The 24957-nt window shown below is 59.8% G+C and carries 27 protein-coding genes; 14 read left to right on the top strand and 13 right to left on the bottom strand.

The annotated features are described in order from the left end of the window. The first annotated feature begins 38 nt into the window (after positions 1-38). Together ACYSTU_RS26705 and ACYSTU_RS26700 are read left to right on the top strand one after the other, a co-directional pair. Positions 39-557 (top strand): carboxymuconolactone decarboxylase family protein, encoded by a 519-nt coding sequence (locus tag ACYSTU_RS26705; protein ID WP_136493726.1) that lies wholly within the window; start codon positions 39-41, stop codon positions 555-557. Between the two features lie 187 nt (positions 558-744). Next, positions 745-2976, top strand: coding sequence for a response regulator (locus ACYSTU_RS26700; protein WP_122612147.1), 2232 nt, complete (start codon positions 745-747; stop codon positions 2974-2976). Here the strand turns inward: ACYSTU_RS26700 and ACYSTU_RS26695 are convergent. Further along, complete coding sequence (locus tag ACYSTU_RS26695; RefSeq protein WP_130901725.1) at positions 2944-4389, bottom strand: SulP family inorganic anion transporter; 1446 nt, start codon at positions 4387-4389, stop codon at positions 2944-2946. The two genes, ACYSTU_RS26700 and ACYSTU_RS26695, sit on opposite strands and share 33 nt — an antisense overlap. Before the next feature lie 160 nt (positions 4390-4549). On the opposite strand from ACYSTU_RS26695, the gene ACYSTU_RS26690 reads away from it, so the two are divergent. Continuing rightward, positions 4550-4864, top strand: coding sequence for a DUF7693 family protein (locus tag ACYSTU_RS26690; protein WP_499002671.1), 315 nt, complete (start codon positions 4550-4552; stop codon positions 4862-4864). Between the two features lie 156 nt (positions 4865-5020). Here ACYSTU_RS26690 and ACYSTU_RS26685 read toward each other — a convergent pair whose 3' ends face one another. The 5 genes from ACYSTU_RS26685 to ACYSTU_RS26665 all read right to left on the bottom strand — a co-directional run bounded on the left by ACYSTU_RS26685 (position 5021) and on the right by ACYSTU_RS26665 (position 9466). After that, positions 5021-5554, bottom strand: a complete 534-nt coding sequence (locus ACYSTU_RS26685) for a cysteine hydrolase family protein (RefSeq protein ID WP_471811962.1) — start codon at positions 5552-5554, stop codon at positions 5021-5023. A gap of 66 nt (positions 5555-5620) precedes the next feature. Next, the gene (gene ggt, locus ACYSTU_RS26680; protein ID WP_499002668.1) at positions 5621-7348 is read right to left on the bottom strand and encodes a gamma-glutamyltransferase; all 1728 of its coding nucleotides are present in this window, start codon (positions 7346-7348) and stop codon (positions 5621-5623) included. Between the two features lie 148 nt (positions 7349-7496). Beyond that, complete coding sequence (locus ACYSTU_RS26675) at positions 7497-8084, bottom strand: NUDIX domain-containing protein (protein WP_024013397.1); 588 nt, start codon at positions 8082-8084, stop codon at positions 7497-7499. Positions 8085-8182: 98 nt separating this feature from the next. After that, positions 8183-8818, bottom strand: a complete 636-nt coding sequence (locus tag ACYSTU_RS26670) for a lytic polysaccharide monooxygenase auxiliary activity family 9 protein (RefSeq protein WP_341637164.1) — start codon at positions 8816-8818, stop codon at positions 8183-8185. 207 nt (positions 8819-9025) lie between these two features. Then, a complete protein-coding gene (locus ACYSTU_RS26665) occupies positions 9026-9466 on the bottom strand; it encodes a hemerythrin domain-containing protein (RefSeq protein WP_024013399.1) in 441 nt (146 codons plus the stop codon). Between the two features lie 152 nt (positions 9467-9618). Between ACYSTU_RS26665 and ACYSTU_RS26660 the strand changes: the two genes are divergently transcribed. Next, a complete protein-coding gene (locus ACYSTU_RS26660) occupies positions 9619-10044 on the top strand; it encodes a GNAT family N-acetyltransferase (RefSeq protein WP_122508073.1) in 426 nt (141 codons plus the stop codon). 103 nt (positions 10045-10147) lie between these two features. Here ACYSTU_RS26660 and ACYSTU_RS26655 read toward each other — a convergent pair whose 3' ends face one another. Beyond that, the gene (locus tag ACYSTU_RS26655) at positions 10148-10498 is read right to left on the bottom strand and encodes a hypothetical protein (protein ID WP_024013401.1); all 351 of its coding nucleotides are present in this window, start codon (positions 10496-10498) and stop codon (positions 10148-10150) included. A 133-nt stretch (positions 10499-10631) separates the two neighbouring features. Between ACYSTU_RS26655 and ACYSTU_RS26650 the strand changes: the two genes are divergently transcribed. From ACYSTU_RS26650 to ACYSTU_RS26620, 7 genes are all read left to right on the top strand, one after another. Further along, positions 10632-10961: a DUF6388 family protein gene (locus tag ACYSTU_RS26650; RefSeq protein WP_016770659.1), complete on the top strand. Its 330-nt coding sequence runs from the start codon at positions 10632-10634 to the stop codon at positions 10959-10961. Positions 10962-11126: 165 nt separating this feature from the next. Then, positions 11127-11519: a sulfurtransferase complex subunit TusD gene (gene tusD, locus ACYSTU_RS26645; protein WP_038860118.1), complete on the top strand. Its 393-nt coding sequence runs from the start codon at positions 11127-11129 to the stop codon at positions 11517-11519. A gap of 2 nt (positions 11520-11521) precedes the next feature. After that, on the top strand, positions 11522-11878 hold the full coding sequence (gene tusC / locus ACYSTU_RS26640; protein WP_071172887.1) for a sulfurtransferase complex subunit TusC: 357 nt from the start codon (positions 11522-11524) through the stop codon (positions 11876-11878). After that, positions 11878-12171, top strand: coding sequence for a sulfurtransferase complex subunit TusB (tusB, locus tag ACYSTU_RS26635; RefSeq protein WP_186566414.1), 294 nt, complete (start codon positions 11878-11880; stop codon positions 12169-12171). The genes tusC and tusB overlap by 1 nt, the downstream gene beginning before the upstream one ends. Then, the gene (locus tag ACYSTU_RS26630) at positions 12168-12503 is read left to right on the top strand and encodes a TusE/DsrC/DsvC family sulfur relay protein (protein WP_016770652.1); all 336 of its coding nucleotides are present in this window, start codon (positions 12168-12170) and stop codon (positions 12501-12503) included. Before tusB ends, ACYSTU_RS26630 begins: the two co-directional genes overlap by 4 nt. Next, positions 12500-13501 carry a glycosyl transferase family protein gene (locus ACYSTU_RS26625; protein ID WP_024013405.1) on the top strand — a complete coding sequence of 334 codons (1002 nt, stop codon included), beginning with the start codon at positions 12500-12502 and terminating at the stop codon, positions 13499-13501. Before ACYSTU_RS26630 ends, ACYSTU_RS26625 begins: the two co-directional genes overlap by 4 nt. 91 nt (positions 13502-13592) lie before the next feature. After that, entirely contained in the window at positions 13593-14594 is a 1002-nt protein-coding gene (locus tag ACYSTU_RS26620; protein ID WP_130901721.1) for a glutathione S-transferase family protein, read from the top strand. 116 nt (positions 14595-14710) lie between these two features. On the opposite strand, the gene cysG is transcribed toward ACYSTU_RS26620, so the two are convergent. The 6 genes from cysG to ftsK all read right to left on the bottom strand — a co-directional run bounded on the left by cysG (position 14711) and on the right by ftsK (position 22390). Further along, positions 14711-16105, bottom strand: a complete 1395-nt coding sequence (cysG, locus tag ACYSTU_RS26615) for a siroheme synthase CysG (RefSeq protein WP_110600816.1) — start codon at positions 16103-16105, stop codon at positions 14711-14713. Continuing rightward, positions 16106-17386, bottom strand: coding sequence for a serine--tRNA ligase (gene serS, locus ACYSTU_RS26610; protein ID WP_136493736.1), 1281 nt, complete (start codon positions 17384-17386; stop codon positions 16106-16108). A gap of 15 nt (positions 17387-17401) precedes the next feature. Then, positions 17402-17776 carry a fluoride efflux transporter CrcB gene (crcB, locus tag ACYSTU_RS26605; RefSeq protein WP_016775261.1) on the bottom strand — a complete coding sequence of 125 codons (375 nt, stop codon included), beginning with the start codon at positions 17774-17776 and terminating at the stop codon, positions 17402-17404. Continuing rightward, positions 17776-19098 (bottom strand): replication-associated recombination protein A, encoded by a 1323-nt coding sequence (locus ACYSTU_RS26600; protein WP_042609225.1) that lies wholly within the window; start codon positions 19096-19098, stop codon positions 17776-17778. The genes crcB and ACYSTU_RS26600 overlap by 1 nt, the downstream gene beginning before the upstream one ends. A 195-nt stretch (positions 19099-19293) precedes the next feature. Next, complete coding sequence (gene lolA / locus ACYSTU_RS26595) at positions 19294-19914, bottom strand: outer membrane lipoprotein periplasmic chaperone LolA (protein WP_136493737.1); 621 nt, start codon at positions 19912-19914, stop codon at positions 19294-19296. A gap of 67 nt (positions 19915-19981) precedes the next feature. Further along, entirely contained in the window at positions 19982-22390 is a 2409-nt protein-coding gene (gene ftsK, locus ACYSTU_RS26590; RefSeq protein WP_041477069.1) for a DNA translocase FtsK, read from the bottom strand. 522 nt (positions 22391-22912) lie between these two features. On the opposite strand from ftsK, the gene aat reads away from it, so the two are divergent. The 3 genes from aat (at position 22913) to infA (ending at position 24690) form a co-directional block, all read left to right on the top strand. Next, positions 22913-23593, top strand: coding sequence for a leucyl/phenylalanyl-tRNA--protein transferase (aat, locus tag ACYSTU_RS26585; RefSeq protein ID WP_136493739.1), 681 nt, complete (start codon positions 22913-22915; stop codon positions 23591-23593). A 58-nt stretch (positions 23594-23651) separates the two neighbouring features. Further along, the gene (locus tag ACYSTU_RS26580) at positions 23652-24359 is read left to right on the top strand and encodes an arginyltransferase (protein WP_016775265.1); all 708 of its coding nucleotides are present in this window, start codon (positions 23652-23654) and stop codon (positions 24357-24359) included. A 112-nt stretch (positions 24360-24471) separates the two neighbouring features. Continuing rightward, positions 24472-24690, top strand: coding sequence for a translation initiation factor IF-1 (gene infA / locus ACYSTU_RS26575; protein ID WP_002553999.1), 219 nt, complete (start codon positions 24472-24474; stop codon positions 24688-24690). Positions 24691-24957 lie beyond the last annotated feature (267 nt).

Here is a 24957-nt window from a genome sequence, read left to right as displayed (position 1 = left end):
CGCCGCTGCACTTCGCTGCGGAATTTCGGAGAATCACCATGAGCCGCATCCCTGCAATCAGCCTCGACACCGCCACCGATGCCACCCGTCCTGCACTGGAAGGCGTGAAGAAAAAAATCGGCTTCCTGCCCAACGTCTTCACCACCCTCGCCCAAGCGCCGGTTGCATTCGACACTTACCTGCAAGCCTCGGCCATCCTCGGCAAGACCTCATTGAGCGGCAGAGAGAAAGAAGCCGTTTACCTCGCCACTTCGCAGGTCAACGGTTGCGACTATTGCCTGTCCGCACACACCGTGTTTGCCGGCAAAGCCGGGCTGTCGGCGGAGGACATCATCGCAGCACGTCACGGCGAACTGAATGCCTACGCCGCCCTCGCCCGCCAACTGACCGAAACCCGTGGCCACTTGAGCGATGAACAATTGGCCGCTGCCCGCGCTGCCGGTATCGATGACCGCAAGATCATCGAAGTCATTGCCCTGGTGGCCGTGCAGACATTGACCAACTACCTGAACAACACGGCGCTGACCGACATTGATTTCCCGACCGTCGAGGCCTGAGCAGTCGCTCACGATCCGAAGATAAAACCGGTGGCGAAAAGGCGCTCTTTTCGCCACCGCTGTTTTTTGCTGCCATGATGTACGTCAGAATAATTCGCAGCGCAAACAGTGTCTGGTGCGCTGAAACCAAACAGCCTGTGCGCAGGTCTTTGTTCTCAGACAAATGCCCCGGAAAGACACGAACCCCATGACAGACTGGTTGCAAGACAACGGCGAGATGGCCGGGCAGATCCGCCGTCACGACTGGGCGAATTCGCCCCTCGGCCCGTTGGAAAACTGGCCCGATGTACTCAAGACCACTGTCTCGCTCAGTCTCGCCTCGCATTTTCCTCAGGCGATCGTCTGGGGCCCGCAACTCATCACTCTCTATAACGACGCCTTCGTACCGATTCTCGGCGACAAGCCGCACGCGTTGGGACGCCCTTTCAGCGACATCTGGAAGGAAGCCTGGCACGAGATCAGCCCGATTGCGGAGGCCGCATACGCCGGCCAAGCCACTTACATCGAAAACTTCGCTCTGCAGATCGAACGCGGCAAAGGCCCGGAGCAGGCGTTCTTCACTTTTTGCTACAGCCCGATTCGCGACTCCCACGGCAATGTCGTCGGCATGATCGACACCGTCACCGAGACCACCCAGACCGTTTATCTCAACCGACGCCTGGCCGTCCTCGATGCCATCGGCGAAGCGGTGACCAATGCCACGGATGCGCAAGCAATCCTGGCGGCAAGCACGCGGCTGATGGTCGAGCAACTGCGTCTGTCCAATTGCGCCTACGCCGACATGGATGCCGACGAGGATGGCTTCACCATTCGCGGCGACTATGCAGCGCCGGGTTCGCCGAGCATCGTCGGCCACTACCATTTGCGCGATTTCGGCGAGAAAGCCGTACGCCTTCTGCGCGCGGGTCAACCGCTGGTGATCCACGACAACCGCAGCGAATTGCCGCCGGAAGAATCAGCGACCTTTCAGGGCATAGGCATCACCGCCACCATTTGCGTGCCGCTGATCAAGCAAGGTCGTCTTACCGCGTTAATGGCCATTCACGACAAAGTGCCGCGTGTGTGGTCGAGCTTCGAACAGGCGCTGCTCAGCGAAGTCACCGAACGTTGCTGGGCGCACATCGAGCGAGTGCGCGCCGACGCCAACGTGCGCGAGGGCCTGCTTGCATTGGCTGAACTCAATGCCACGCTGGAGCAACGGGTCGAAGAGCGCAGCCTGCGTCTGGCCCAGGCCGAGTCGGCGTTGCGCCAGTCGCAGAAGCTCGAAGCCATCGGCCAATTGACCGGCGGCGTCGCCCATGACTTCAACAATTTGCTGACGATCATTCGTTCGTCGGTGGATTTTCTGCGCCAGCCCAACCTGCCGGAAGAACGCCGCCAGCGCTACATGCGCGCGGTGTCCGATACGGTCGAGCGCGCCTCCAAGCTGACCAGCCAGTTGCTCGCCTTCGCCCGCCGTCAGCCGCTCAATCCGCAGGTAGTCGACGCCGGCGAACGTTTGGCAAACATCGGCGAGATGCTCGAATCGGTCACCGGCGCGCAGATTCACGTGTGCGTCGAGCGCCCGGATCACCCCTGCTACATCCGCGTCGATCTCAGCCAGTTCGAAACAGCATTGATCAACATCGCCCTGAACGCTCGCGACGCCATGAATGGTCAGGGTGAGCTGAAATTGCGCTTGGAGTGCCACAAAGCGCTGCCGCCGATTCGCGGCCACGCTGGGTCCAGCAGCCATTTCGTGTCGATTGCCCTGGCCGACACCGGTGCCGGCATCGACGCACACACCCTCGAACACATCTTCGAGCCGTTCTTTACCACCAAGGCTGTCGGCAAAGGCACGGGGCTGGGGCTGTCGCAGGTGTTCGGCTTCGCCAAGCAATCGGGCGGCAACGTCGATGTTTCCAGCGTCCTTGGTCAAGGCACCGAGTTCACCTTGTATTTGCCGCAAGTGCCGGCGATCGAGGCAGAAATGGACGAGGCAGAGGACGATGGCGAGGTGCAGCCGGCCTGCGAAAAACGCCGGGTGCTGGTGGTCGAAGACAATCTCGATGTCGGCCGTTTCGCCAACCAGATCCTCCAGGATCTGGGCTATGAAACCGCATGGGCGACCAACGCCGAAGAAGCCCTGCAGTTGGCCGGTAGCGATGCCAGCGCGTTCGATGCGGTGTTTTCCGACGTAGTCATGCCGGGCATCACCGGTGTCGCGTTGGCCAAGGAACTGCGCCAGCGCCGCCCCGATCTGCCGGTGATTCTGACCTCCGGCTACAGCGAAGAACTGGCGCGCAGCGGGTACGAAGGTTTTGAATTTCTCGCCAAGCCCTACTCCGCCGAACAGGTCTCGCGGATTCTCGGCAAGACCTGGCTCAAGGACGCAAAACCAGCGGCGTCAGTCGTGATCGACGCCGGCGCGCTTGAGTAATTTCTTGCAGCGTTCCGACAGATGAAACACCTGTAGATGCTTGCCCGCCTTGGCGTAGCGTTCACGCAGGGTTTTCAATGCGGCGATCGCCGAGTAATCGACAAAGCTCAGGTGTCGGCAGTCGAGAGTGACTTTGGCCGGGTCGTTGGCCGGGTCGAACTGATTGAGAAACGGCGTGGTCGAGGCAAAGAACAGCGTGCCGTGCAGGCGATAGAGCTTGCTGCCGTCGGCCTCCAGATGTTCATCGGCATACAGCTCGCGGGCCTGCTGCCAGGCGAAGTTGAGCGCAGCGATGATGATCCCGCACAGCACGGCCGTGGCCAGATCGGTGAACACGGTGATGGTAGTCACGGCGATGATCACCAGCACATCGTGCAGCGGCACCTTGTTGATCACCCGCAACGACGCCCAGGCGAAGGTCTGCTGCGACACCACGAACATCACCCCCACCAGCGCGGCGAGCGGAATACGCTCGATCAGCGGTGACAGAAACAGAATGAACAACAGAATCAGCACACCGGCAACCACGCCGGACAAGCGCCCGCGCCCGCCGGAGCTGAGATTGATCACGGTCTGCCCGATCATCGCGCAACCGCCCATGCCTCCGAACGCCCCGGACACCATGTTCGCCGCGCCGAGCGCTACGCACTCGCGATCCGGATAGCCACGGGTTTCGGTGATCTCGTCGGTCAGGTTCAGCGTCAGCAGGGTTTCCAGCAGGCCGACCATCGCCATCAGGATCGCGTACGGGGCGATGATGCGCAGGGTTTCGAAATTCCATGGGATGTCCGGCAAAGCGAAGGTCGGCAGACCGCCGGCAATGTGCGCCATGTCACCGAGGGTGCGGGTCGGCAGCCCGAACAGGTAGACCAGCAGGCCGACACCCAGGATCGCCACCAGGGCCGGCGGTACCGCTTTGGTCAGGCGCGGCAGGATGTAAACGATGGCCATGGTCAGCAGCACCAGCCCGGTCATCAGGTACAAAGGCGTACCGCTGAGCCAGTGCTCGCCGCTTTTGAAGTGCTCCAGTTGCGCCAGGGCAATGATGATCGCCAGGCCGTTGACGAAACCGAGCATCACCGGATGCGGCACCATGCGCACCAGTTTGCCCAAGCGCAACAGCCCGAACGCCATCATGATCAGACCGCCGAGCAGCACCGTTGCCAGCAGATATTGCACGCCGTGTTGCACCACCAGCGCGACGATCACCACCGCCATCGAACCCGCCGCACCGGAAACCATGCCCGGTCGACCGCCAAACAACGCCGTCAGCGTGCAAATGATGAACGCGCCGTACAGGCCCATCAGCGGATTGAGATGCGCGACCAGGGCGAAAGCAATGCATTCGGGCAACAGGGCGAACGAGGTGGTGAGTCCGGCGAGGACATCGGCGCGCAGACGAATCGGTTTCATGGCTTACCTGACTGAGCGGCCGCTGGGCACGGCTGCTGTTTTCGCGAAAAAAGAGGGAGGCGAATGTTACGGAATTGTTCGGCCTCGGGCCAGTGAAACGCTGACATGGGGTGGCGCGGGCCTTATCCTTGCAGGCTTGTCCATCGAATCGAGTCGCAGCATGTCAGCGTTTTTGTCCGCCCGTGATGTGTGTCAGCGCCTGCGCGAAGCTGCGCTGGGCGTGCTTGGGCTCGAAGTCTGCGAGGTAATGTCCCAGTCCGGGCTGATTACCGTATACATCGAGGGCTGGCATCTGCTGTTGGACTTCGCCGAGGGACACTTGCATCACTGTGAATACGCGCGCAACTGCGCCGGGGATGAAGCGACGCTGGACACGTGGCAGCGTTATGGCACGGACCCGGTGAGTCTGCTCAGCACGTGGGAATTGGCGCAGATCGAGCGGTTGCTGCGTGATGCGAATCGCGTCCAAACCTAGTGCATCGTTTCCGACTGCGGTGCTCTCTGATTTTGAGACCGACCAAATGCCTGTGGGAGCGAGCCTGCTCGCGACGGCGGTATATCAGTCGGTTTGATGTTGGCTGTCACAGCGCTTTCGCGAGCAGGCTCGCTCCCACAGAGTTTTATGTGCATTTCAGAAGATCACTTCGGCTGCCGGTTTGACGTCGATTCGTGCCACGGAACTGGTCAGGGCGGCGAAGTCCTTGTTGTGTTCGGCAATGATGTCCTCGGCGCTCATGTTGCCGTTATCGACCGTCGAATGCGCATCCCGCGCGACGACGATGTCGTAGCCCAGTGAATGCGCGCTGCGCACCGTGGCGTTGACGCAGTAATCGGTCTGCAGGCCGCAGATGATCAGGCGTTCGAAGTCTTCGCTGGGCAGCAGCTTGCCGAGATCGGTCTGGTAGAAAGAGTCCCCGGTGGTTTTGCCTATACGCAGGTCTTCCGTCGAAATCAGCAGACCCTTGGCCAGTTGCCAACCGTCCGCCCCATGCACGAATGGACCATCCTTTTCTTCATGCTGAATTAACACCACTGGAACGCCAGCGTTGCGGGCGCGCTGGCTGAGATCATTGATCGTGGCGATCACGCGGTCGATTTCAAAGCACTGATATTCACCAGCACACAGCGCCTGCTGGACATCGATGATCAGTAATGCCGTGGTCATGTCGAGCCTTCCTTGATCAGTCTTTGAGAATGGGGCGGACCTGCGCCCGCCCCTCTTTTACTCCGCTCAGTAACCCAAAGACAAGCCGGTATTGCGCCGTGGATCATTGGCGCCGTAAAAGCGATTCTTGCCAACCGGTTTGCCGCCCAGGGACGGCGCGCCGACCAGAATCGCGGCAATGTGGTTGGCATCCTGCGGGCCGGCAAACTTGTGGCCCCAGCTCTCGAGGAGCTTTTTCGTATCCGGGCTGGCGGCGAAGTCTTCGAGGTTGGTTTCCTCCGGCATCCACTGCTGATGGAGGCGCGGCGCGTCGACCGCTTCCTGCAAGCCCATGCCGTAATCGATGACGTTGAGCATGGTCAGTAAGGTCGCGGTGATGATCCGACTACCCCCCGGCGTGCCGACCACCATCACTACTTTGCCATCCTTGGTGACGATGGTCGGACTCATCGACGACAGCGGCGCCTTGCCCGGTGCGATAGCGTTAGCCTCGCCTTGAACCAGCCCATACATGTTCGGAACGCCGACCTTGGAGGTGAAGTCGTCCATTTCATCGTTGAGGATCACCCCGGTCTTGCTGGCCATGACGCCCGCGCCGAACCAGTCGTTGAGCGTGTACGTCACCGAAACGGCATTGCCCCACTTGTCGACGATCGAATAGTGCGTGGTGTTGCTGCCTTCGTGGGGCGCTACACCGGGCTTGAGCTCAGCCGACACGCCAGCCTTTTGCGGCTGGATGGCGTTGCGCAGTTTGGTCGCGTAATTCTTGTCCAGCAGGTGCTCGATCGGATTCTTCACGAAATCCGGATCGCCGAGGTAGCTGTTGCGATCAACGTACGCGTGGCGCATCGCTTCGATCTGGTAGTGCATGCCCTGAGCGGAATGAAAGCCCAGGTCCTTCATCGGATAGCCTTCGAGAATATTCATGATCTGGCAGATCACCACCCCGCCGGAGCTTGGCGGTGGCGCCGAGACCACGTGATAGCCACGATAATCGCATTCCACCGGGGCCAGTTCGCGAGTTTTGTATTTGTCCAGGTCAGCCTGGGTGATGATGCCTTTGTTGGCCTGGCTGGAAGTGACAATGGCATCGGCGACCCAACCTTTGTAGAAGCCGTCGGCGCCCTTGTCGGAAATCGTCCGCAGGGTTTTCGCCAGATCCTTTTGCACCAGTTTCTGCCCGACCTGCATCGGCTCGCCGTTGCTGAGGAAGATCGAGCCGGAATCGCGCATGTCCTTCTTGAACACATCCGTCGCGTATTCGAGCAGCTCGACATCGCCCTGCTGCAATTCGAAACCGTCTTCGGCCAGTTTGATCGCCGGGGCAATCATCTCCTTGCGCTGTTTGGTGCCGTATTTGCTCAGCGCCAGCTCCATGCCGGACACGGTGCCCGGCACCCCGACGGCCAGGTGCCCGCGGGTGCTCAGGTCCGGGATGACGTTACCGTCCTTGTCCAAATACATGTTGGCGGTCGCTGCCAGCGGGGCTTTCTCACGAAAATCGAGAAAGGTCTTGCGCCCGTCCGCCAGTTGTATGGTCATGAAGCCGCCGCCGCCAAGGTTGCCCGCAGCCGGATAGACCACCGCCAGCGCATAGCCCACGGCCACTGCCGCATCCACGGCATTGCCGCCGTTTTTCAAAACATCGACGCCGACATGGGTCGCCAGATGTTGCGCGGTGACCACCATGCCGTTTTCCGCCGCAACCGGCGCCACCGATGCCGCGTGAGCCATGAGACAGCTGAGCGCCAGGGAGGTCGCAATGAGCGATCTGGCCAAAGGTTCGTACTTCATGAGTCGATCTCTTTTTGTTTTTGGGGACTGCGCAAAACGCAGGGCAACGCTTCAGGAGCAACAAGCAGTATGGTCGGCTTTGCGTATTGCGCCTCCCCGTTCAGCCAGTATGCTGAGCCATCGCAGCCGTTGGCAGCTCCTGCCCGAATCAAGCGAAGAGGTTATTCATCGCTGCGTACTGCAACAGCATGATGGTCTTGGCATCGCAGATCTCGCCGCGTTGAAATGCTGCCAATGCCTCATCGAAGCCCCATTCGAGCACTTCCAGTTCTTCGGTTTCCTCTTCCAGGCCACCACCGTCGCTGACTTTGGACGCGGCGTCGTATTCAGCGATAAAGAAGTGCAGTTTCTCCGTCACCGAACCGGGACTCATGTACGCCTCGAATACTTTTTTCACGTCGTGCACGCGGTAACCGGTTTCCTCCTCGGCTTCGTCACGAATGCGTTGCTCCGGCGCGGCACCTTCCAGCAACCCCGCCGCCACCTCGATCAACAATCCATCGTGGCCGTTGACGAACACCGGCAAACGAAACTGGCGGGTCAGCACCACCGTGCGCTTTTCGCGGTTGAACAGCAGAATCGCCGCGCCGTTGCCCCGGTCGTAGACCTCGCGGGTCTGGCGCTGCCACTCGCCGTTGTTGCGGTGGTAATCGAAGGTGATTTTCTTCAGCAGATACCAGTCGTGGGACAACACCTGAGTGTCGACGATGTTGACCCGTTCGGCTGTGTTGGACATCGCGTCTGATCCTGTCTTCATGGGGGACTGCCATGGTCGGACAATTGCGCCGACAAAAAAAGCCCGGCAGCGCTACCGGACTCGTTCAGCCTGCGCGGTTACTGAAAGTCGACGTCGAAGGCCTGGTAGAAGGCGTTGCCGGTATTGGCGACGATCCACATCAGCACGATGACGTGATGACCCTGCTTGTTCGCAGGCAGCTTCACTTGATGATCGACCTTGGCCTTCAATTCGCCGGCATGGCTGTAATACGGCACTTGCGGGTAGAAGTCTTCGAAGAACGGCTGGGTTTCCAGCTGCGCACGGCTGATGCGTTGCTTTGGATCCCAGCCGTCTTTGGTGATCAGCCAGCGATAACCACGGGTGGTGTGCGGCGCGGTGTACGCCCAGCTGACCTCGAGAATCTGCCCCGGATCGACATTCAGCAGCGGCCAGTTGAATGAACGGCCGAGCTTCTTGCTCATCTCGTCGTCGGTGTAATTGACGCAATCGCGGGCATCGGTCTTGCCGCCGCTGAGAATGTAGCCATCGGCCGGCGGCGCGACGCTGTCCGAGTCGGTCTCGAAAGGTTGCGGGAAAGGTCCGGCGTCCATGGCCGGAAAGTTCTTGCCACCTTCCATTTCATTGACTTGCCAAGCGCCGAGCAGGCCGAGGTCGATGGCCACTGCGCCGCGACTCGCTGGCGAGATGACACGACCGTGTTTGAGTTGGGTTTGTGGGATTGCCTGATTCATCTTGCTCACTCCGTTGATTTGAGAACTCTCCTTCCCGAGGAGAGGCCTTCAAGCTAACGGAGGTGAATTTTTTGTCCATCGGCGCTTTTGTCACAGTCCCAGTGTGCAAGACGTAAAAAGCCCGGAAACACTGGATGCATAACCAGTGCTCGACGACGCATCGCACTCAACGTGTAGCTGAACACCTACACGCCGAGTCGCCTTTGGTCATTCAGACAGTTGCGCCTGATACTCCTTTTCGTACTGCCCGGCGAGTTGGCTTTTCTGTTTATCGTCGAGCAGCTTGCCGGCCATCTGGAAGAATTTGTGCTCTTCTTCCTCGAGGTGGTGATGAACCTTGTCGGAAAGCTTTTTGGCCGTGGCCAGCCAGGCCGGACTGGACATTTCGGTCTCGTCGAGCTCCTCCATCATCTCGTCCATTTCGTGGTGTTCGGCGATGGCGTGGCGGCTCAGGTCCACGCCTTCATCGATTTCCATCAACGGAATGTAGAAATGCCGCTCTTCAGCGGTTTCATGCGCTTGCAGTTCTGCTTTGAGCTGCTTGTAGGCCTCGACCCGCTCAGGGCTGTCGCCGCTGGTCGCGATCAAAGCCTTGGCGTAAGTGCGCTGGCGCTCGTGGCTTTCGCGCAGGGCTTCAAAAATATTCACGGGATTTCCTCATCAATCGCGCTCAGGGAAAGACGCGATAAAAGCCTAGACCGCAACGCTGGTTTGACGGTTCCGCTTGTTCGATCGAAGGGCTTGGAGACGTTTGCCCGGACGGGTTAGGCTGGGCGTTCAATTACACAAGGAAGTCATGCATGAATTTGCGTATCGAGTTGACGCACAATCCTACCGAGGAACAGCGTCAGGCCATTCTGCAGCCGCTGATCGAATACAACGATGCTCAAACCGGCGGTTCGAAATCCGAACCGTTCGCCTTGATGGTCAAAGACCAGAATGGCGAAATACTGGGCGGTTTGTACGGGCGAATGATTTTTCGCTGGATGTTCATCGAACTGCTGTCAGTGCCAGAACAAGGTCGCGGACAGGGGATCGGCTCGAAATTGATGGCTCAGGCGGAAGCCTTGGCCAGGGAAAAGAATTGCTACGGCCTCTGGCTCGACACGTTCGATTTTCAGGCGCCGGAGTTCTACAGGAAGCTGGGGTTCAGCCAGTTTGGGGAAATCGTTGACTACCCACCGGGGCACAAGCGGCACTACTTTCAGAAGCGCCTGATCGACTGAATGTGCCGCCGTCTTCGCGAGCAGATTCGCTCCACACAGTTGTGATGCATTCCAATGTGGGAGCGAGCCTGCTCGCGAAAGCGCCAACTGCTTCACAGCATAGTCAAAGGCAGGTCGCCATCGCCGCCATCCGCCGCATCGCGACAAAATCACTCTTCTGCGCGTAGTAATTCAAAGTCGTACCCGAGGCTTCGGTGATCACATCGACAAAAGACTCTGCCGAACGCGTATAAACCGTAGTGCCGCCGGACTCGCGCGGCTCCAGATAGGCCGCCGCGTCGACGCCGAACACGGCTTCGTCCTGCCAGGCGAATTGCACGCACCGGGCGACGTCTTTCTCCGGCTTGTCCGAGGTCAGGACCTTGTCCGGGCTCTTGCTGCGAGCATCGTTCATCACCGAACCGGCGCACCCGGCCAACAGGGCCGCCGCCAGCACTACCATCAGCATTCGCATTGCATTTGCTCATCGAGAAAAAAGCGGACTGTAGCACTGCGACGCGGCAAATCGTTCTGCTTTACTGTTTTTATGCGCGACATGCGCAAGCAGGTGCGGCACCCTATGGTCATCAGTCACACAAGGAAATTACATGGCGCCTAGCGACCAGCGACATGAACAGGCTTTGAAACTGTTTCTCGATGCGCGACCCGAACTACGTGAAACCCTCGACCATCTCAACCCGCTACTGGCTCAGGCCAAGGGCGAAACCCAGGCGCAGTATCGCGAAGAACGCTTGCATGAGGCGTTTGAGGAAGAAGCGGAGAGACAGAGGTTGTTCGCCTGGGAGCTGACGTTGCAGCTGACCGCTGCTTCGCCCGAGGAATATCAGGCGCAACGGCTGGAAGTGCATCGGGAAGTGGCGGAAATGGCGGGGATGGGCTGGATCGAGTATTGCGATCTTTACGGCATCACCCCGTAATCGATGTAGGAGCTGCCGAAGGCTGCGATCTTTTGATTTTGCTCTTCAAGATCAAAAGATCGCAGCCTTCGGCAGCTCCTACAAAGGTATCTGCGTAAAACTCGGGTTTCGCGGCTGTCGCAATAAAGCTTTATCATGGCCGCAGTTTCGCTGATCGAGTCCATCATGAAGTTCGCCATCGCGCTGTTTTCCGCCGCCCATGCGCCCTCCTCGCGCCGTGCCTTGCTGTTTGCCCAGGCCGCGCTGGCCGGCGGCCATGAGATTGTTCGGCTGTTCTTCTATCAGGACGGCGTGTTCAACGCCTCCGATGCGGTGGTGACCCCGCAGGATGAACTGGACTTGCCCAAGCAATGGCGCGCCTTTATCAACGAAAAGCAACTGGACGGCGTGGTCTGCATCGCCGCCGCTCTGCGCCGTGGTGTGTTGAACGAAGAAGAAGCCAAGCGTTACCAGCGTGAAGCGATTTCGCTCAGCGCGCCGTGGGAATTGTCCGGTCTGGGTCAATTGCACGATGCCGTGCAGGACGCTGATCGACTCATCTGTTTCGGAGGCGCTTGAACATGGCCAAATCGCTGTTGATCATCAGCCGCCAATCGCCTTGGTCCGGCCCCGGTGCCCGGGAAGCGCTGGATATCGTGCTCGCCGGTGGCGCCTTTGATCTGCCGATCGGTTTGCTGTTTCTCGATGACGGCGTGCTGCAACTGGCCGCTGGGCAGAACGCCAGGGCCTTGCAGCAGAAAGACCTCAGCGCCAATCTGCAGGCGCTGCCGATGTTTGGTGTCGAAGAGCTGTTCTATTGCGCCGAAAGCGCCAATGCTCGCGGTCTTGGCAACCTGTCGCTGGACGAAGCGCAGCCGCTTGCTGCTGAACACATCACCGCCCTTATTGACCGTTACGATCAGGTGATCACCCTCTGATGTCGACTTTGCATGTGTTGTCTCATTCCCCGTTCGGCGACGATCGTCTGAGCAGTTGTCTGCGCCTGCTCGGCAGCGCCGACGCTGTGTTGTTGTCCGGCGATGCGGTGTATGCGCTGCAACCGGACACTGCGCCGTTCGCTGCTCTGCAAGAGCGACCAATCAAACTTTTTGTATTGGTTGAGGACGCACAGGCGCGTGCGATCGAGGTTCCAGACTGGGCCGAGGCCATTGACTACCCGGCCTTCGTCGAACTGTCGATCCATCACGCCAAGGTCAACAGCTGGCTATGAATTCAATGACCGTCGGCGCCCGCGCCATCGAACTGGACAAGGACGGCTTTCTCGTTGACCTCAGCGACTGGTCGGCTGAAGTCGCCAGCGCCCTCGCCGCCGCCGAAGACATCGAGTTGACGCCCGAACACTGGGAAGTCCTTGAGCTTCTGCGTAGCTTCTACGCCGAATTCCAGCTATCGCCGGCCACGCGTCCGCTGATCAAGTACACCGCGTTGAAACTCGGCGCCGACAAAGGCAACAGCCTGCACCTGAACCGACTGTTCAAAGGCACCCCTGCCAAACTCGCCGCAAAACTGGCGGGCCTGCCCAAACCGACGAATTGCCTATGAACGACTTTCCAGCATTGACCCTCGAAACGCCTGCCGAGCACCCGTTCGCGCAATTCGTGCGCATTCTCGGCAAGGGCAAGCGCGGCGCCCGCGACCTGACGCGCGAGGAAGCCCGCGAGGCCATGGGCATGGTGCTCGATGACAAGGTCGAAGATACGCAACTGGGTGCCTTCCTGATGTTGCTGCGGCACAAGGAAGAAAGTGCCGAGGAAATGGCCGGTTTCACCGAAGCCCTGCGCGCACGCTTGCACGCGCCCGCATTGAATGTCGACCTGGACTGGCCGACCTACGCCGGCAAAAAACGCCACCTGCCGTGGTATCTGCTGGCGGCCAAGTGCCTGGCGCAAAACGGCGTACGCATCTTCATGCATGGCGGCGGTGCGCACACGGCCGGGCGTCTGTACAGCGAACAACTGCTGGGCGAACTGAACATTCCCCTGTGCCGCAATTGGCAGCAGGTCGGCGCGGCACTGGACAACGGCGGCCTGGCGTTTATGCCGCTGGTGGACTGGGCGCCACAGTTGCAAAAGATGATCGACCTGCGCAATACCCTGGGCCTGCGGTCGCCGATCCACTCGTTGGCGCGGATTCTCAATCCGCTCGGCGCACGTTGTGGCCTGCAAAGCATTTTCCACCCGGGCTATCAGGCGGTGCATCGCGATGCCAGCGGCTTGCTCGGCGACACGGCAATTGTGGTCAAGGGCGATGGCGGTGAAATCGAGATCAACCCCGACGCCACCAGCCACCTTTATGGCACCAGCGGCGGTCAGAGCTGGGACGAAGAATGGCCGCAGCTGTCAGCGCAGCGCCACGTCAAACCCGCCTCGCTGGACATCGAGCACTTGAAAGCCGTGTGGCGTGGCGATGTGGTCGACAGTTACCCGCAAATGGCCTTGATTGCGACCATGGCCCTCGCCCTGCGCGGTCTCGGTCAGAATCGCGAACAGGCCTTCGCAACCGCAGAACAGTATTGGGCGGCGCGTAACACATCGATCTAACCGATCATTAGCGCCCGATCTTTGCGCTTTTTGTTCGAACTCATCGGAATAGACTCGACTCCAACGAATATTGGTTTTGGGAGTCTTGATCATGGGTTTACTCGTCGATGGCCACTGGCAGGACAAGTGGTACGAAAGCAGCAAGGACGGCGCGTTCCAGCGCGAACAAGCGCAACGCCGCAACTGGGTGACCGCCGACGGTCAGCCAGGCCCCAGCGGTGAAGGCGGTTTCACTGCCGAAGCCGGGCGCTATCACCTCTATGTTTCCCTCGCCTGCCCTTGGGCGCATCGCACGCTGATCCTGCGCAAACTCAAAGGGCTGGAAAGTCTGATCGACGTGTCGGTGGTCAGCTGGCTGATGCTGGAGAACGGCTGGACTTTCGACAAAGCGCTCGGCTCGACCGGCGACAAACTCGATGGCTTCGACTTCATGCATCAGCGCTACACCGCTGACACGCCTGATTACACCGGGCGCGTGACGGTGCCAGTGCTGTGGGACAAGAAACTCAAGCGCATTGTCAGCAATGAATCGGCGGAAATCATCCGCATGTTCAACAGCGCCTTCGACGGGCTCACTGGTAACGATCTGGACTTTTATCCGGCGCCGCTACGCAACGAGATCGATGCGCTGAACGAGCGGATCTACCCGGCGGTGAACAACGGTGTCTACCGCGCCGGATTCGCTACTTCGCAGCAAGCCTACGAACAGGCGTTCGATGAAGTCTTCGCCGAACTGGATCATCTGGAGCAACTGCTGGGTGCCAATCGTTACCTGAGCGGGGAATACCTGACCGAGGCCGATGTGCGTTTGTTCACCACGATGATTCGTTTCGACGCGGTGTACCACGGGCACTTCAAGTGCAACCTGCGGCGGATTGCCGATTACCCGAATCTGTCGAACTGGCTACGCGAGATGTATCAGTGGTCGGGAATTGCCGAGACGGTGGATTTTCAGCACATCAAGCATCACTACTATGGCAGCCACAAGACCATCAACCCGACCGGCGTGGTGCCGAAGGGGCCGCAGCAGGATTTCAGCGTAGCGCATGATCGCGAGCGGTTGATCGGGAAAGGGGTTTGGCGCCGGGGTTGATTAGCTCGGTGTTTTCGAGACCCCGTTCGCGAGCAGGCTCGCTCCCACACCGGACTTGTGCATGACACAGATCCAATGTGGGAGCGAGCCTGCTCGCGAAGGGAACGACGCGGTCTTTAGACCTGCGCCTGCGCCCCTTCAAACCACGCCAGCTTCTCGCGAAGTTGTACCACTTCGCCGACGATCACCAAGGTCGGTGCATGCACTTCATGCTCCGCCACCATTCGCGGAAGATCCGCCAGCGTGCCGGTGAAAACCCGCTGATTGACTGTAGTGCCCTGCTGAATCAACGCCGCCGGGGTATCCGCCGCGCGACCATGCTTGATCAACTGTTCACAGATGATCGGCAAACCCACCAGGCCCATGTAAAACACCAGCGTCTGCGCCGGGGCGACAAGATCGGCCCATGGCAGATCGGTGGAACCATCCTTCAAGTGGCCAGTGACAAACCGCACGGACTGCGCATGGTCACGGTGGGTCAGCGGAATCCCCGCATAAGCGGCGCAACCGCTGGCCGCGGTAATGCCGGGGACCACCTGGAATGGAATACCGTGGGCCGCGAGTTCTTCGATCTCTTCGCCACCGCGGCCGAAGATAAACGGATCGCCACCCTTCAACCGCACCACACGCTTGCCGGCCTTGGCCAGATCGACCAGTTGCTGGTTGATCTGATCTTGCGGCACTGCGTGTTCAGAACGACGCTTGCCGACATACACCCGCTCGGCATCGCGACGGCACAACTCAAGAATTGCCGGCGCCACCAGGCGGTCATAGAGCACCACATCGGCTTGCTGCATCAGACGCAGCGCGCGGAAGGTCAACAGATCCGGGTCACCCGGGCCGGCACCGACCAGATAAACCTCGCCAGTGGTGACCATGGGCTCGCCATCGACCTTGGCCTGCAACAGGCGCTCGGCTTCAGCGCCCTGCCCGGCCAGTTGACGATCGGCAATCGGGCCCTGGAAAACGTCTTCCCAGAAGCCGCGACGTTGCTGAACATCCGGAAACAGGTTTTTCACCTGATTGCGAAAACGCGCAGCCAATCCAGCCAACTGACCGTAAGTCGAAGGAATCCAGGTTTCGATTTTCGCGCGGATCAGGCGCGCCAGTACCGGCGCATCGCCGCCGCTGGACACGGCGATAATCAACGGCGAGCGATCGACGATCGCCGGGAAGATCACGCTGCACAAGGCCGGCGCATCGACCACGTTGACCGGCACGCAACGGCGGTGGGCGTCGGTGGAGACTTGCGCGTTGAGCGTTTCGTCGTCGGTAGCGGCAATGATCAGCCCGCAACCGTCCAGATCCGTTTCGGCGTAACCGCGCAACAGGCATTCACCGCCGCTGGTAGCGACCAGTTCAGCCAGTTGCGTTTCGATTTCAGGTGCGACCACCCGCAGCAGCGCACCGGCATCGGCCAGCAGGCGGGATTTGCGCAAGGCAATTTCCCCCCCACCGACAACCAACACACGACTGCCGCGCAGGTTGTGAAACAGCGGCAGATATTTCATTTAGCCGATGACCTCGAGGCCACCCATGTACGGCTTGAGCACGTCCGGTACGCGGATAGAACCGTCGGCCTGCTGGTAGTTTTCCAGCACGGCAACCAGAGTACGACCGACCGCCAGGCCGGAACCGTTCAAGGTGTGCACCAGCTCGGGCTTGCCAGTTTCCGGGTTGCGGAAACGCGCCTGCATGCGCCGCGCCTGGAAGTCGCCGCAGTTGGAGCACGAGGAGATTTCGCGGTATTTGCCCTGGCTCGGAATCCAAACTTCCAGGTCATAGGTCTTGACCGCGCTGAAGCCCATGTCGCCGGTGCACAGCGCCAGGGTGCGGTAAGGCAGACCGAGCAGTTGCAGAACCTTTTCGGCGTTGGCGGTCAGGCCTTCCAGCGCTTCCATCGATTGCGATGGCTCGACGATCTGGACCATTTCGACTTTGTCGAACTGGTGCTGGCGGATCATGCCACGCGTGTCGCGGCCCGACGCACCGGCTTCGCTGCGGAAGCATGGGGTATGGGCGACGAACTTGATCGGCAGCAGTTTCGAATCGACGATTTCGCCGGCAACGATGTTGGTCAGCGACACTTCGGCAGTCGGGATCAGGTACAGATCGGCTTCGCCTTCGCGGGCAATCTTGAACAGATCCTCTTCGAACTTTGGCAACTGGCCGGTGCCTTGCAGCGCCGGAGCCTGAACCAGATAAGGCGTGTAAGCCTCTTCGTAGCCATGTTCGGTGACATGCAGGTTGATCATGAACTGCGCCAGTGCGCGATGCAGCCGCGCGATCGGGCCACGCAACAGCGCAAAGCGCGCGCCGGACAGCTTGGCGGCGGTTTCAAAGTCCAGCCAGCCGAACTTTTCGCCGAGGGCAACGTGGTCTTTGACTTCGAAATCGAACTGAGTCGGCGTGCCCCAGCGGCGCACTTCGACGTTGTCGTCTTCGTCCTTGCCGACCGGAACCGACTCGTGCGGCAGGTTCGGGATACCGAGCAGGATCGAATCGAGTTCGGTCTGGATCGCATCCAGCTCGACCTTGCCAGCGCTCAGCTCGCCCGCCATGCGCTCGACGTCCGCCATCAGCGGCGCGATGTCTTCGCCACGCTGCTTGGCCTGCCCGATGGATTTGGAACGCGCGTTACGCTCAGCCTGCAGTGCTTCAGTGCGGGTCTGGACGGTCTTGCGCTGTTCTTCCAGCGCTTCGATGCGCGCGGTGTCCAGGGCAAAGCCACGGGAAGCCAGGCGGTCCGCTACGTCCTGAAGGTTGCTACGTAACAGTTTGGAATCGAGCATGTCGGTTTCTCGTTATCAAAGTTTGGTCAGGGACAGGCCGGCCCACGTTGCGAGCAGCCCGCCGAATACGCTGAGTGCGGCGTAGCCCAGGGCCAGCAACACTTGCCCGCTTTCCAGCAGGCGCACCGTATCCAGTGAAAAGGATGAAAAAGTCGTCAGCCCCCCGAGGAAGCCGACCATCAACCCGGCGCGCACCTCGATCGGCACCTCCGGGCGTATCAGAAACAGGCCGTACAACACGCCAATCAGCAGGCAGCCCACGATATTAACGGCCAGCGTCGCGGTATAGAAGTGCCGCGGCCAATTGGCGCTGACCCAATTACCGGTGGCGAAGCGCAACAGGGTGCCGGCAACACCGCCGACCGACACTGCAAGGATCAATGGAACCACTATTTTCTCCGCTGCCTAGGGCTCAGACGATCGAGCTGAGCGAGGTGATTGAGCTTCTCGCCGATCTTCAACTCCAGGCCACGGGGCACTGGCTGATAGAACGGAATCGGCTCGAGTTCTTCCGGAAAATAGTCTTCGCCGGCGGCATAGGCGTCCGGCTCGTCGTGGGCGTAGCGGTATTCGTCGCCATAACCCAATTGCTTCATCAGCTTGGTCGGTGCATTGCGCAGGTGCAGCGGGACTTCCAGCGAGCCGTTCTCAGCCGCTGCGCGCAGCGCAGTTTTGAAGCCCATGTACACCGCATTGCTTTTCGGTGCGCAGGCCAGATAAGTAATGGCCTGGGCGACTGCCAATTCGCCCTCGGGGCTGCCGAGACGCTCCTGCACTTCCCACGCCGCCAGGCACAGGCTCAGCGCACGCGGATCGGCATTGCCGATGTCTTCGCTGGCCATGCGCACCACGCGCCGCGCCAGATACAGCGGATCGCAGCCGCCGTCGATCATCCGCGCAAACCAGTACAACGCGCCGTCAGGGTTGGAGCCGCGCACGGATTTGTGCAGGGCCGAGATCTGGTCGTAAAACGCTTCGCCACCCTTGTCGAAACGTCGACGGGTGTCGCCGAGCAGGCTTTGCAGCAGCTCGGTGCCGATTTCGCTGTTGTCTTCGGCCAGATCAGAGGCGTTTTCCAGCAGATTGAGCAGACGCCGGCCATCACCATCAGCGGCGGACAGCAACATCTGAAAACCTTCATCGCTCAGGGTCAGGTTGCGCTTGCCCAGCCCACGCTCCTCGGTCAGCGCGCGATGTACCAGCTTGCGCAGCGCCGCTTCGTCGAGGCTTTTCAGCACGTAGACGCGGGCCCGCGACAACAGGGCGTTGTTGAGTTCGAACGAAGGGTTTTCAGTGGTGGCGCCGATGAAGATCAGTGTGCCGTCTTCAACGTAGGGCAGAAACGCGTCCTGCTGCGACTTGTTGAAACGGTGCACTTCATCGACAAACAGGATCGTGCGCTTGCCGTACTGGCCGGCCTGCTGCTTGGCGATTTCAACGGCCTGGCGGATTTCCTTGACCCCGGCGAGCACCGCCGAAACCGTTTCGAAGTGCGCATCGGAGACTTCTGCGAGCAAGCGCGCCAGGGTGGTCTTGCCCACGCCCGGCGGCCCCCAGAAGATCATCGAATGCAGCGCGCCCTGCTCCAGCGCCTCACGCAGAGGCTTGCCGCGAGCGAGCACGTGTTCCTGACCGACGTACTCATCCAGATTGGCTGCACGCAGACGCGCGGCCAAGGGTTGAGCAATCGGTGCACTGCGAAACAGATCCATCACGTAGCGTTGAAACCTCTGATTTTCTGAAATCTGCTGAAGAACCTGTGGTGAGGGGATTTATCCCCATTGGGCTGCGAAGCGGCCCCAAAAGCGACGACTGCTGCGCAGCCGGACGGGGATAAATCCCCTCGCCACAATAGCCCCTCAATAGCAGGCCCTCACCACAAAGGCCCTGACACAAAGGGCCGGTGTTTATTCCTGGATAACGTCGGCACCCTTGGGAATGTCGAATTTGAATTTGGACGCTGGCACCGCTTCGTTGGCCTTGACCCCTGTAAACAGGATATTGGTGCGCTGGCCGACACTGTCGATTAGTTGCATGTCATTGAGCAGACCGTTACGGAACGACAGGCGCAGGTTGTCGAACAGGGTGTCCTTGGTTTTCGGCTTGAGAGTGAAGTCGATCACGCCGCCCGCCTCTTTCGCGCTGATATCGAAGCTCTGGCTGATCTTCGAGACATCGCCGGACAGCAGCAGCGCCGGCGTCTGGGTCAGACGCTCGTCGAGCTTCTTGATGGTCGCCTGTTCCAGGTCCGGGTCCCACAAGGTGACTTTCTTACCATCGGAAACCATGGTCTGCTCGGCCGGCGCGTTGGTGTGCCAGTAGAACAGGCCCGGACGCTGCAGGGTCATGTTGCCGGTGGTTTCCTGCAACTGGGTGCCGGTGCCGTCGAGGGTCAACTGCGAAAAGTTCGCCGACAGGGTTTTCGATGTTTCGAGCAATTGGGTCAGACGCGCCACGTCCTTTTCATCGGCGAGGGCCGTGAGTGTGGTCAGCGCCAGTACTGGCAACAGCATGCGGATAAGGCGCATGAGAGTCCTCTTGAATACTCGTGGGAAAGCGGGTGGCGCGTCATTGCGCCACCCGAGTCGTTGCGTTTCAGTCGCGTACCGGGCCCGGGGCCAGGACTTCACGCGAACCGTTGGTGTTCATTGAGGTAACAACGCCGGCCATCTCCATCGCCTCGATCATCCGCGCGGCGCGGTTGTAGCCGATCTTCAGCTTGCGCTGCACAGCGGAAATCGACGCGCGACGGCTTTCGAGGACGAACTGCACCGCTTCGTCATACAGCGCGTCGGCTTCCGGATCATCACCGTCACCACCACCGCTACTGCCTTCAAAGCCGCTACCCGCCTCTTCGACACCGTTGAGGATATCGTCGTTGTATTCCGGCGCGCCGCGCAGCTTCCACGCTTCGACCACGCGGTGAACCTCATCGTCGGAGACGAATGCGCCGTGGACGCGGATCGGCAGACTGGTGCCCGGCGGCATGTAGAGCATGTCACCGTGACCGAGCAGTTGCTCGGCGCCACCCTGGTCGATGATGGTCCGCGAGTCGATCTTGCTCGATACCTGGAACGCCATACGGGTCGGGATGTTGGCCTTGATCAGACCGGTGATCACGTCCACCGACGGGCGCTGGGTCGCAAGAATCAAGTGAATCCCCGCCGCACGCGCCTTTTGCGCAATACGGGCGATCAGTTCTTCAACCTTCTTGCCGACGATCATCATCATGTCGGCGAATTCGTCCACCACTACGACGATGGTCGGCAGTTTCTGCAGCAGCGGCGCTTCGTCGTGAATGCTTTCGCGCTTGTACAGCGGATCGCTCAACGGCTCGCCGGCATCCTGGGCTTCCTTGACCTTGGCGTTGAAGCCGGACAGGTTACGCACGCCCATTTTCGCCATCAGCTTGTAGCGACGCTCCATCTCGGCAACGCTCCAGCGCAAGGCGTTGGCGGCGTCCTTCATGTCGGTCACAACCGGGCAGAGCAGGTGCGGAATGCCTTCGTAGATCGACAGCTCAAGCATTTTCGGGTCGATCATGATCAGCTTGGCGTCGTCAGGCCCGGACTTGAACAGGATCGACAGGATCATCGCGTTCACGCCCACCGACTTACCGGAACCGGTGGTACCGGCCACCAGCAAGTGCGGCATCTTCGCCAGGTCAGTGATGACCGGCTTGCCGCCGATATCATGACCGAGCGCCAGGGTGACCGGGGATTTGAAGTTGTCGTACTCGGGGGTCGACAGCACCTCGGAGAAACGTACGATCTGGCGGTCTTCGTTGGGAATCTCGATACCGACAGTGGTCTTGCCCGGAATCACCTCGACCACCCGCACACTGGTCACCGCCAGCGAACGCGCCAGGTCTTTGGCCAGGTTGGCGATGCGGCTGACCTTTACCCCGGCGGCAGGCTGGATTTCGTAACGGGTAATCACCGGGCCCGGGTGGATCGAATCAACGGTGACTTCGACGCCGAATTCCTTGAGCTTGATTTCCAGCAAGTGGCCGACCGCCGCCAAGGACTCGGGCGAATAGTTGAGTTGTTTCTTTTCCGCTGGATCAAGAATCGAGATCGGCGGCAAGGTGCCTTCGACCGCGCTGTCGACGAACAACGGCGCCTGCTTCTCTTTCTGCACGCGCTTGCTCGGCTCCGGCGCCTTGGCTGGTGCCGGAGCGATCACCGGTGGCACCTGCTTCTCGCGGTCGGACATGTGCTTGCTCAGCGCTTGCTCACGCTCGATCAGGCGTTCCTTGACCTTGGCCTGTTCACGCTTGTCGGTGACAGTCGGTGCGACCACATCGTGGACGCGGTCATCAACCTCACGCAGTTGCGCGACCAGTTGCTTGCGCTCGGTGCGCGCCGACCACCAGCGGTTGAGCGCGCCCTGGAACAGCTCGAACAGATCGAGGGTGATCTTGCCGGTGACGTCCATCACCTTGAACCACGACAGGTCGGTGAATACGGTCAGGCCGAACAGGAACAGCGCGATGAACAGCAGCGTGCTGCCCTGAATGTTCAGCGCATTCTTCGCCAGATCGCCAAGGCTTTCGCCCAGGGCACCGCCAGCGCCGGCCGGCAGACCGGTCGCGGCATGGAAATGAATGTGCGCAAGCGCAGCACCGGACAGTACGAGGAACACCAGACCGATCAGGCGCCAGGAAAACAGCCAGCCGCTCCACTGCCATGGTTCGTGGCGTTGACGGAAGATCTGGTACGCCTTGACCGCCAGCAGCAACGGAAAGATATAGGCGAAGTAGCCGAGCACCATGAACAGGATATCGGCGCTGTAAGAGCCGGCCGGGCCGCCGAAGTTCTGCACATCGTCGATCTTGCTGTTATGGCTCCAGCCCGGGTCGTCCTTGCCGTAAGTCAGCAAAGCCATCATCAGGAACAGGCACAAGGCGCCGATGGCGATCAATGCACCTTCCTTGAGCCGGTAGTGCAGTTGCTGGCGCCAGAGCGGAACGACTGTTTTGGGTGCTTCGGTGGTCTTCTTCAAAACGCTTCTTTTCCTGCGCCCGAGGCGCGTCCATCTATTGAATGACGATAAAAAACTGCCCAATCCAGGCAGGTAAAAAAGGTGAAAAGCTCAACTGGGACTACTTTTAACACTGTGCCACTGGTTTTATAAACACAGCCATAAACACTGTGCGCAGCGAAAAGGCCGTCACAACCCGGCATTGTACGGGTTTGTGCGCCCGACGCCATGTTTCAGACCCCAGCCTTGAGCATAGCCAATCGCACACGCAATGCCTTGCAATTGGAGCATGCATTGCCTTTGGTGACAAAGGCTTATGAGCTGTATTTGATGAACGTAGCGAACCTGGCCGAATCGGGCTCACAGGAATGCTCCTCAGCATCGACACGGCGACGCTTACGACCACGGGCGACACATCAAGTTGCAGCTCAATGCTCGCTGCACCAGACAACTGTGCAGGACAGCGGCGCCGTTTCGCGGCAAACTCTTTCGCGGGGCCTGCACGCCCCCTGACCGCCCTCCCCTTCTGCAAGCCTGGATGCCATGCTGACTTGGTTACAACGTAATTCCCTGACCTTTCCGCCACTGGAAAAAGCCATGCGCGAGCCGAACGGATTGCTCGCCGCCGGCGGCGATCTGTCCGCCGACCGCCTGATCCAGGCCTATCGCCATGGCTGCTTTCCCTGGTTCTCCGAAGGCCAACCCATTCTCTGGTGGTCGCCAGACCCTCGCACCGTGCTGTTTCCCGACGAAGTGCACGTCTCGCGCAGTCTCGGAAAGCTGCTGCGCAAGCAACGCTATCAAGTGACTTTCGATCAGGATTTCGACGCCGTCATCCGCGCCTGCGCTGCCCCGCGTGACTACGCCGACGGCACCTGGATCACCGAGGCCATGCAGGATGCTTACGTAGAATTGCATCGGCGCGGTTTCGCTCATTCGGTTGAGGTCTGGGACGAGGGACAGCTGGTCGGCGGCCTGTATGGCCTGGCAATGGGCCAACTGTTTTTTGGCGAGTCGATGTTCAGCCGTGCCGACAACGCGTCCAAATACGGCTTTGCCACGCTGGTCCAGCATTTGAAAGCCGCCGGGTTTGTGCTGATCGATTGCCAGATGCCGACCGATCACCTGCACAGCCTCGGTGCACGATCCATTCCGCGCGGCGAATTCGCCGACTATCTGCAACGCCATCTCGACCAACCGAATTCGGCGACCTGGGTTTGCTGAGCGACTTTTGCGCAGGTGGCTTACACTTAATCCACCAGCTTATCCCGAGGGTTGATTCATGACCGAGTTGGCGCGTTTGAAGTTTTATGCCACTCAGCCCCACTCTTGCAGTTATCTGCCCGAGGAGCAGGCCACGACGCTGTTTCTCGACCCGAGTCAGCCCATGGATGTGCACGTCTACGCAGACCTGTCGGAAATGGGCTTTCGTCGCAGCGGCGATCATCTGTACCGGCCGCATTGCCAGAATTGCAATGCGTGCGTGCCTGCGCGCATTCCTTCCGCCCAGTTCATCGCCAATCGCCAGCAGAAGCGTATCTACAAACGCAACGCGGATTTGCAGGTGCAGCCGGTCAAACCGCACTTCAGCGAAGAATATTTCGACCTGTACCAGCGCTACATCGAACAGCGCCATGCCGACGGCGACATGTACCCGCCAAGCCGTGATCAGTTCTCGACGTTCCTGGTGCGTGACCTGCCCTTCTCGCGCTTCTACGAGTTTCGACTCGACGGACGGTTGCTCGCGGTGGCGGTCACCGATCTGCTGCCCAACGGCCTGTCGGCGGTGTACACCTTCTACGAACCGAACGAAGAACGCCGCAGCCTCGGCCGTTACGCAATCCTCTGGCAAATCGCCGAGAGCCAGCGCCTGGGACTTGAGGCCGTGTACCTGGGTTACTGGATCAAGAACTGCAAAAAGATGAATTACAAGACGCAATATCGACCCATCGAATTGCTGATCAATCAGCGCTGGGTCATCCTGAACTGAACCTGCGGCCTAAACCCCTTGGCGTAAACACCATTTTTCGGGCACAATGCACGCCGCTTTTGCCTGGCGCAGTTGCACCGGGCCATTCATTGGATACCGAGGGCTTTACTGCATGTCGAAAGAAGACAGCTTCGAAATGGAAGGCACTGTCGTCGACACCCTGCCCAACACCATGTTTCGTGTGGAGTTGGAAAATGGGCACGTCGTAACCGCGCATATTTCCGGCAAGATGCGCAAGAACTACATTCGTATTCTTACCGGTGACAAAGTGCGCGTCGAGCTGACGCCCTATGACTTGAGCAAAGGGCGGATCACTTACCGCGCTCGTTAATCAAGTCAATACAGAACGCCCGGGTAATGCCGGGCGTTTTTGTGTCTGCGTTTTGAGGTTTTGGGGCTGGCGGTTTCGCGCTTACAGCATGCAAATCAAAAGATCGCAGCCTTCGGCAGCCCGTAGGTTGGATCGCGCGAATTCGATAGAAACGGGTTGACCTGCGGGCCGCCTTCGCGAGCAGGCTCGCTCCCACAGAAAAGCAAGCAGCGCATCTGCCCGCGGCGAAGCCGCCCCACTCAACAATGAGCGCAAGCTCGAGTGCTT

It is taken from the genome of Pseudomonas glycinis, assembly GCF_054871425.1.
The sequence above is the reverse complement of the archived record's forward strand: the minus strand, read 5'-3'. Positions and strand labels throughout refer to the sequence as shown.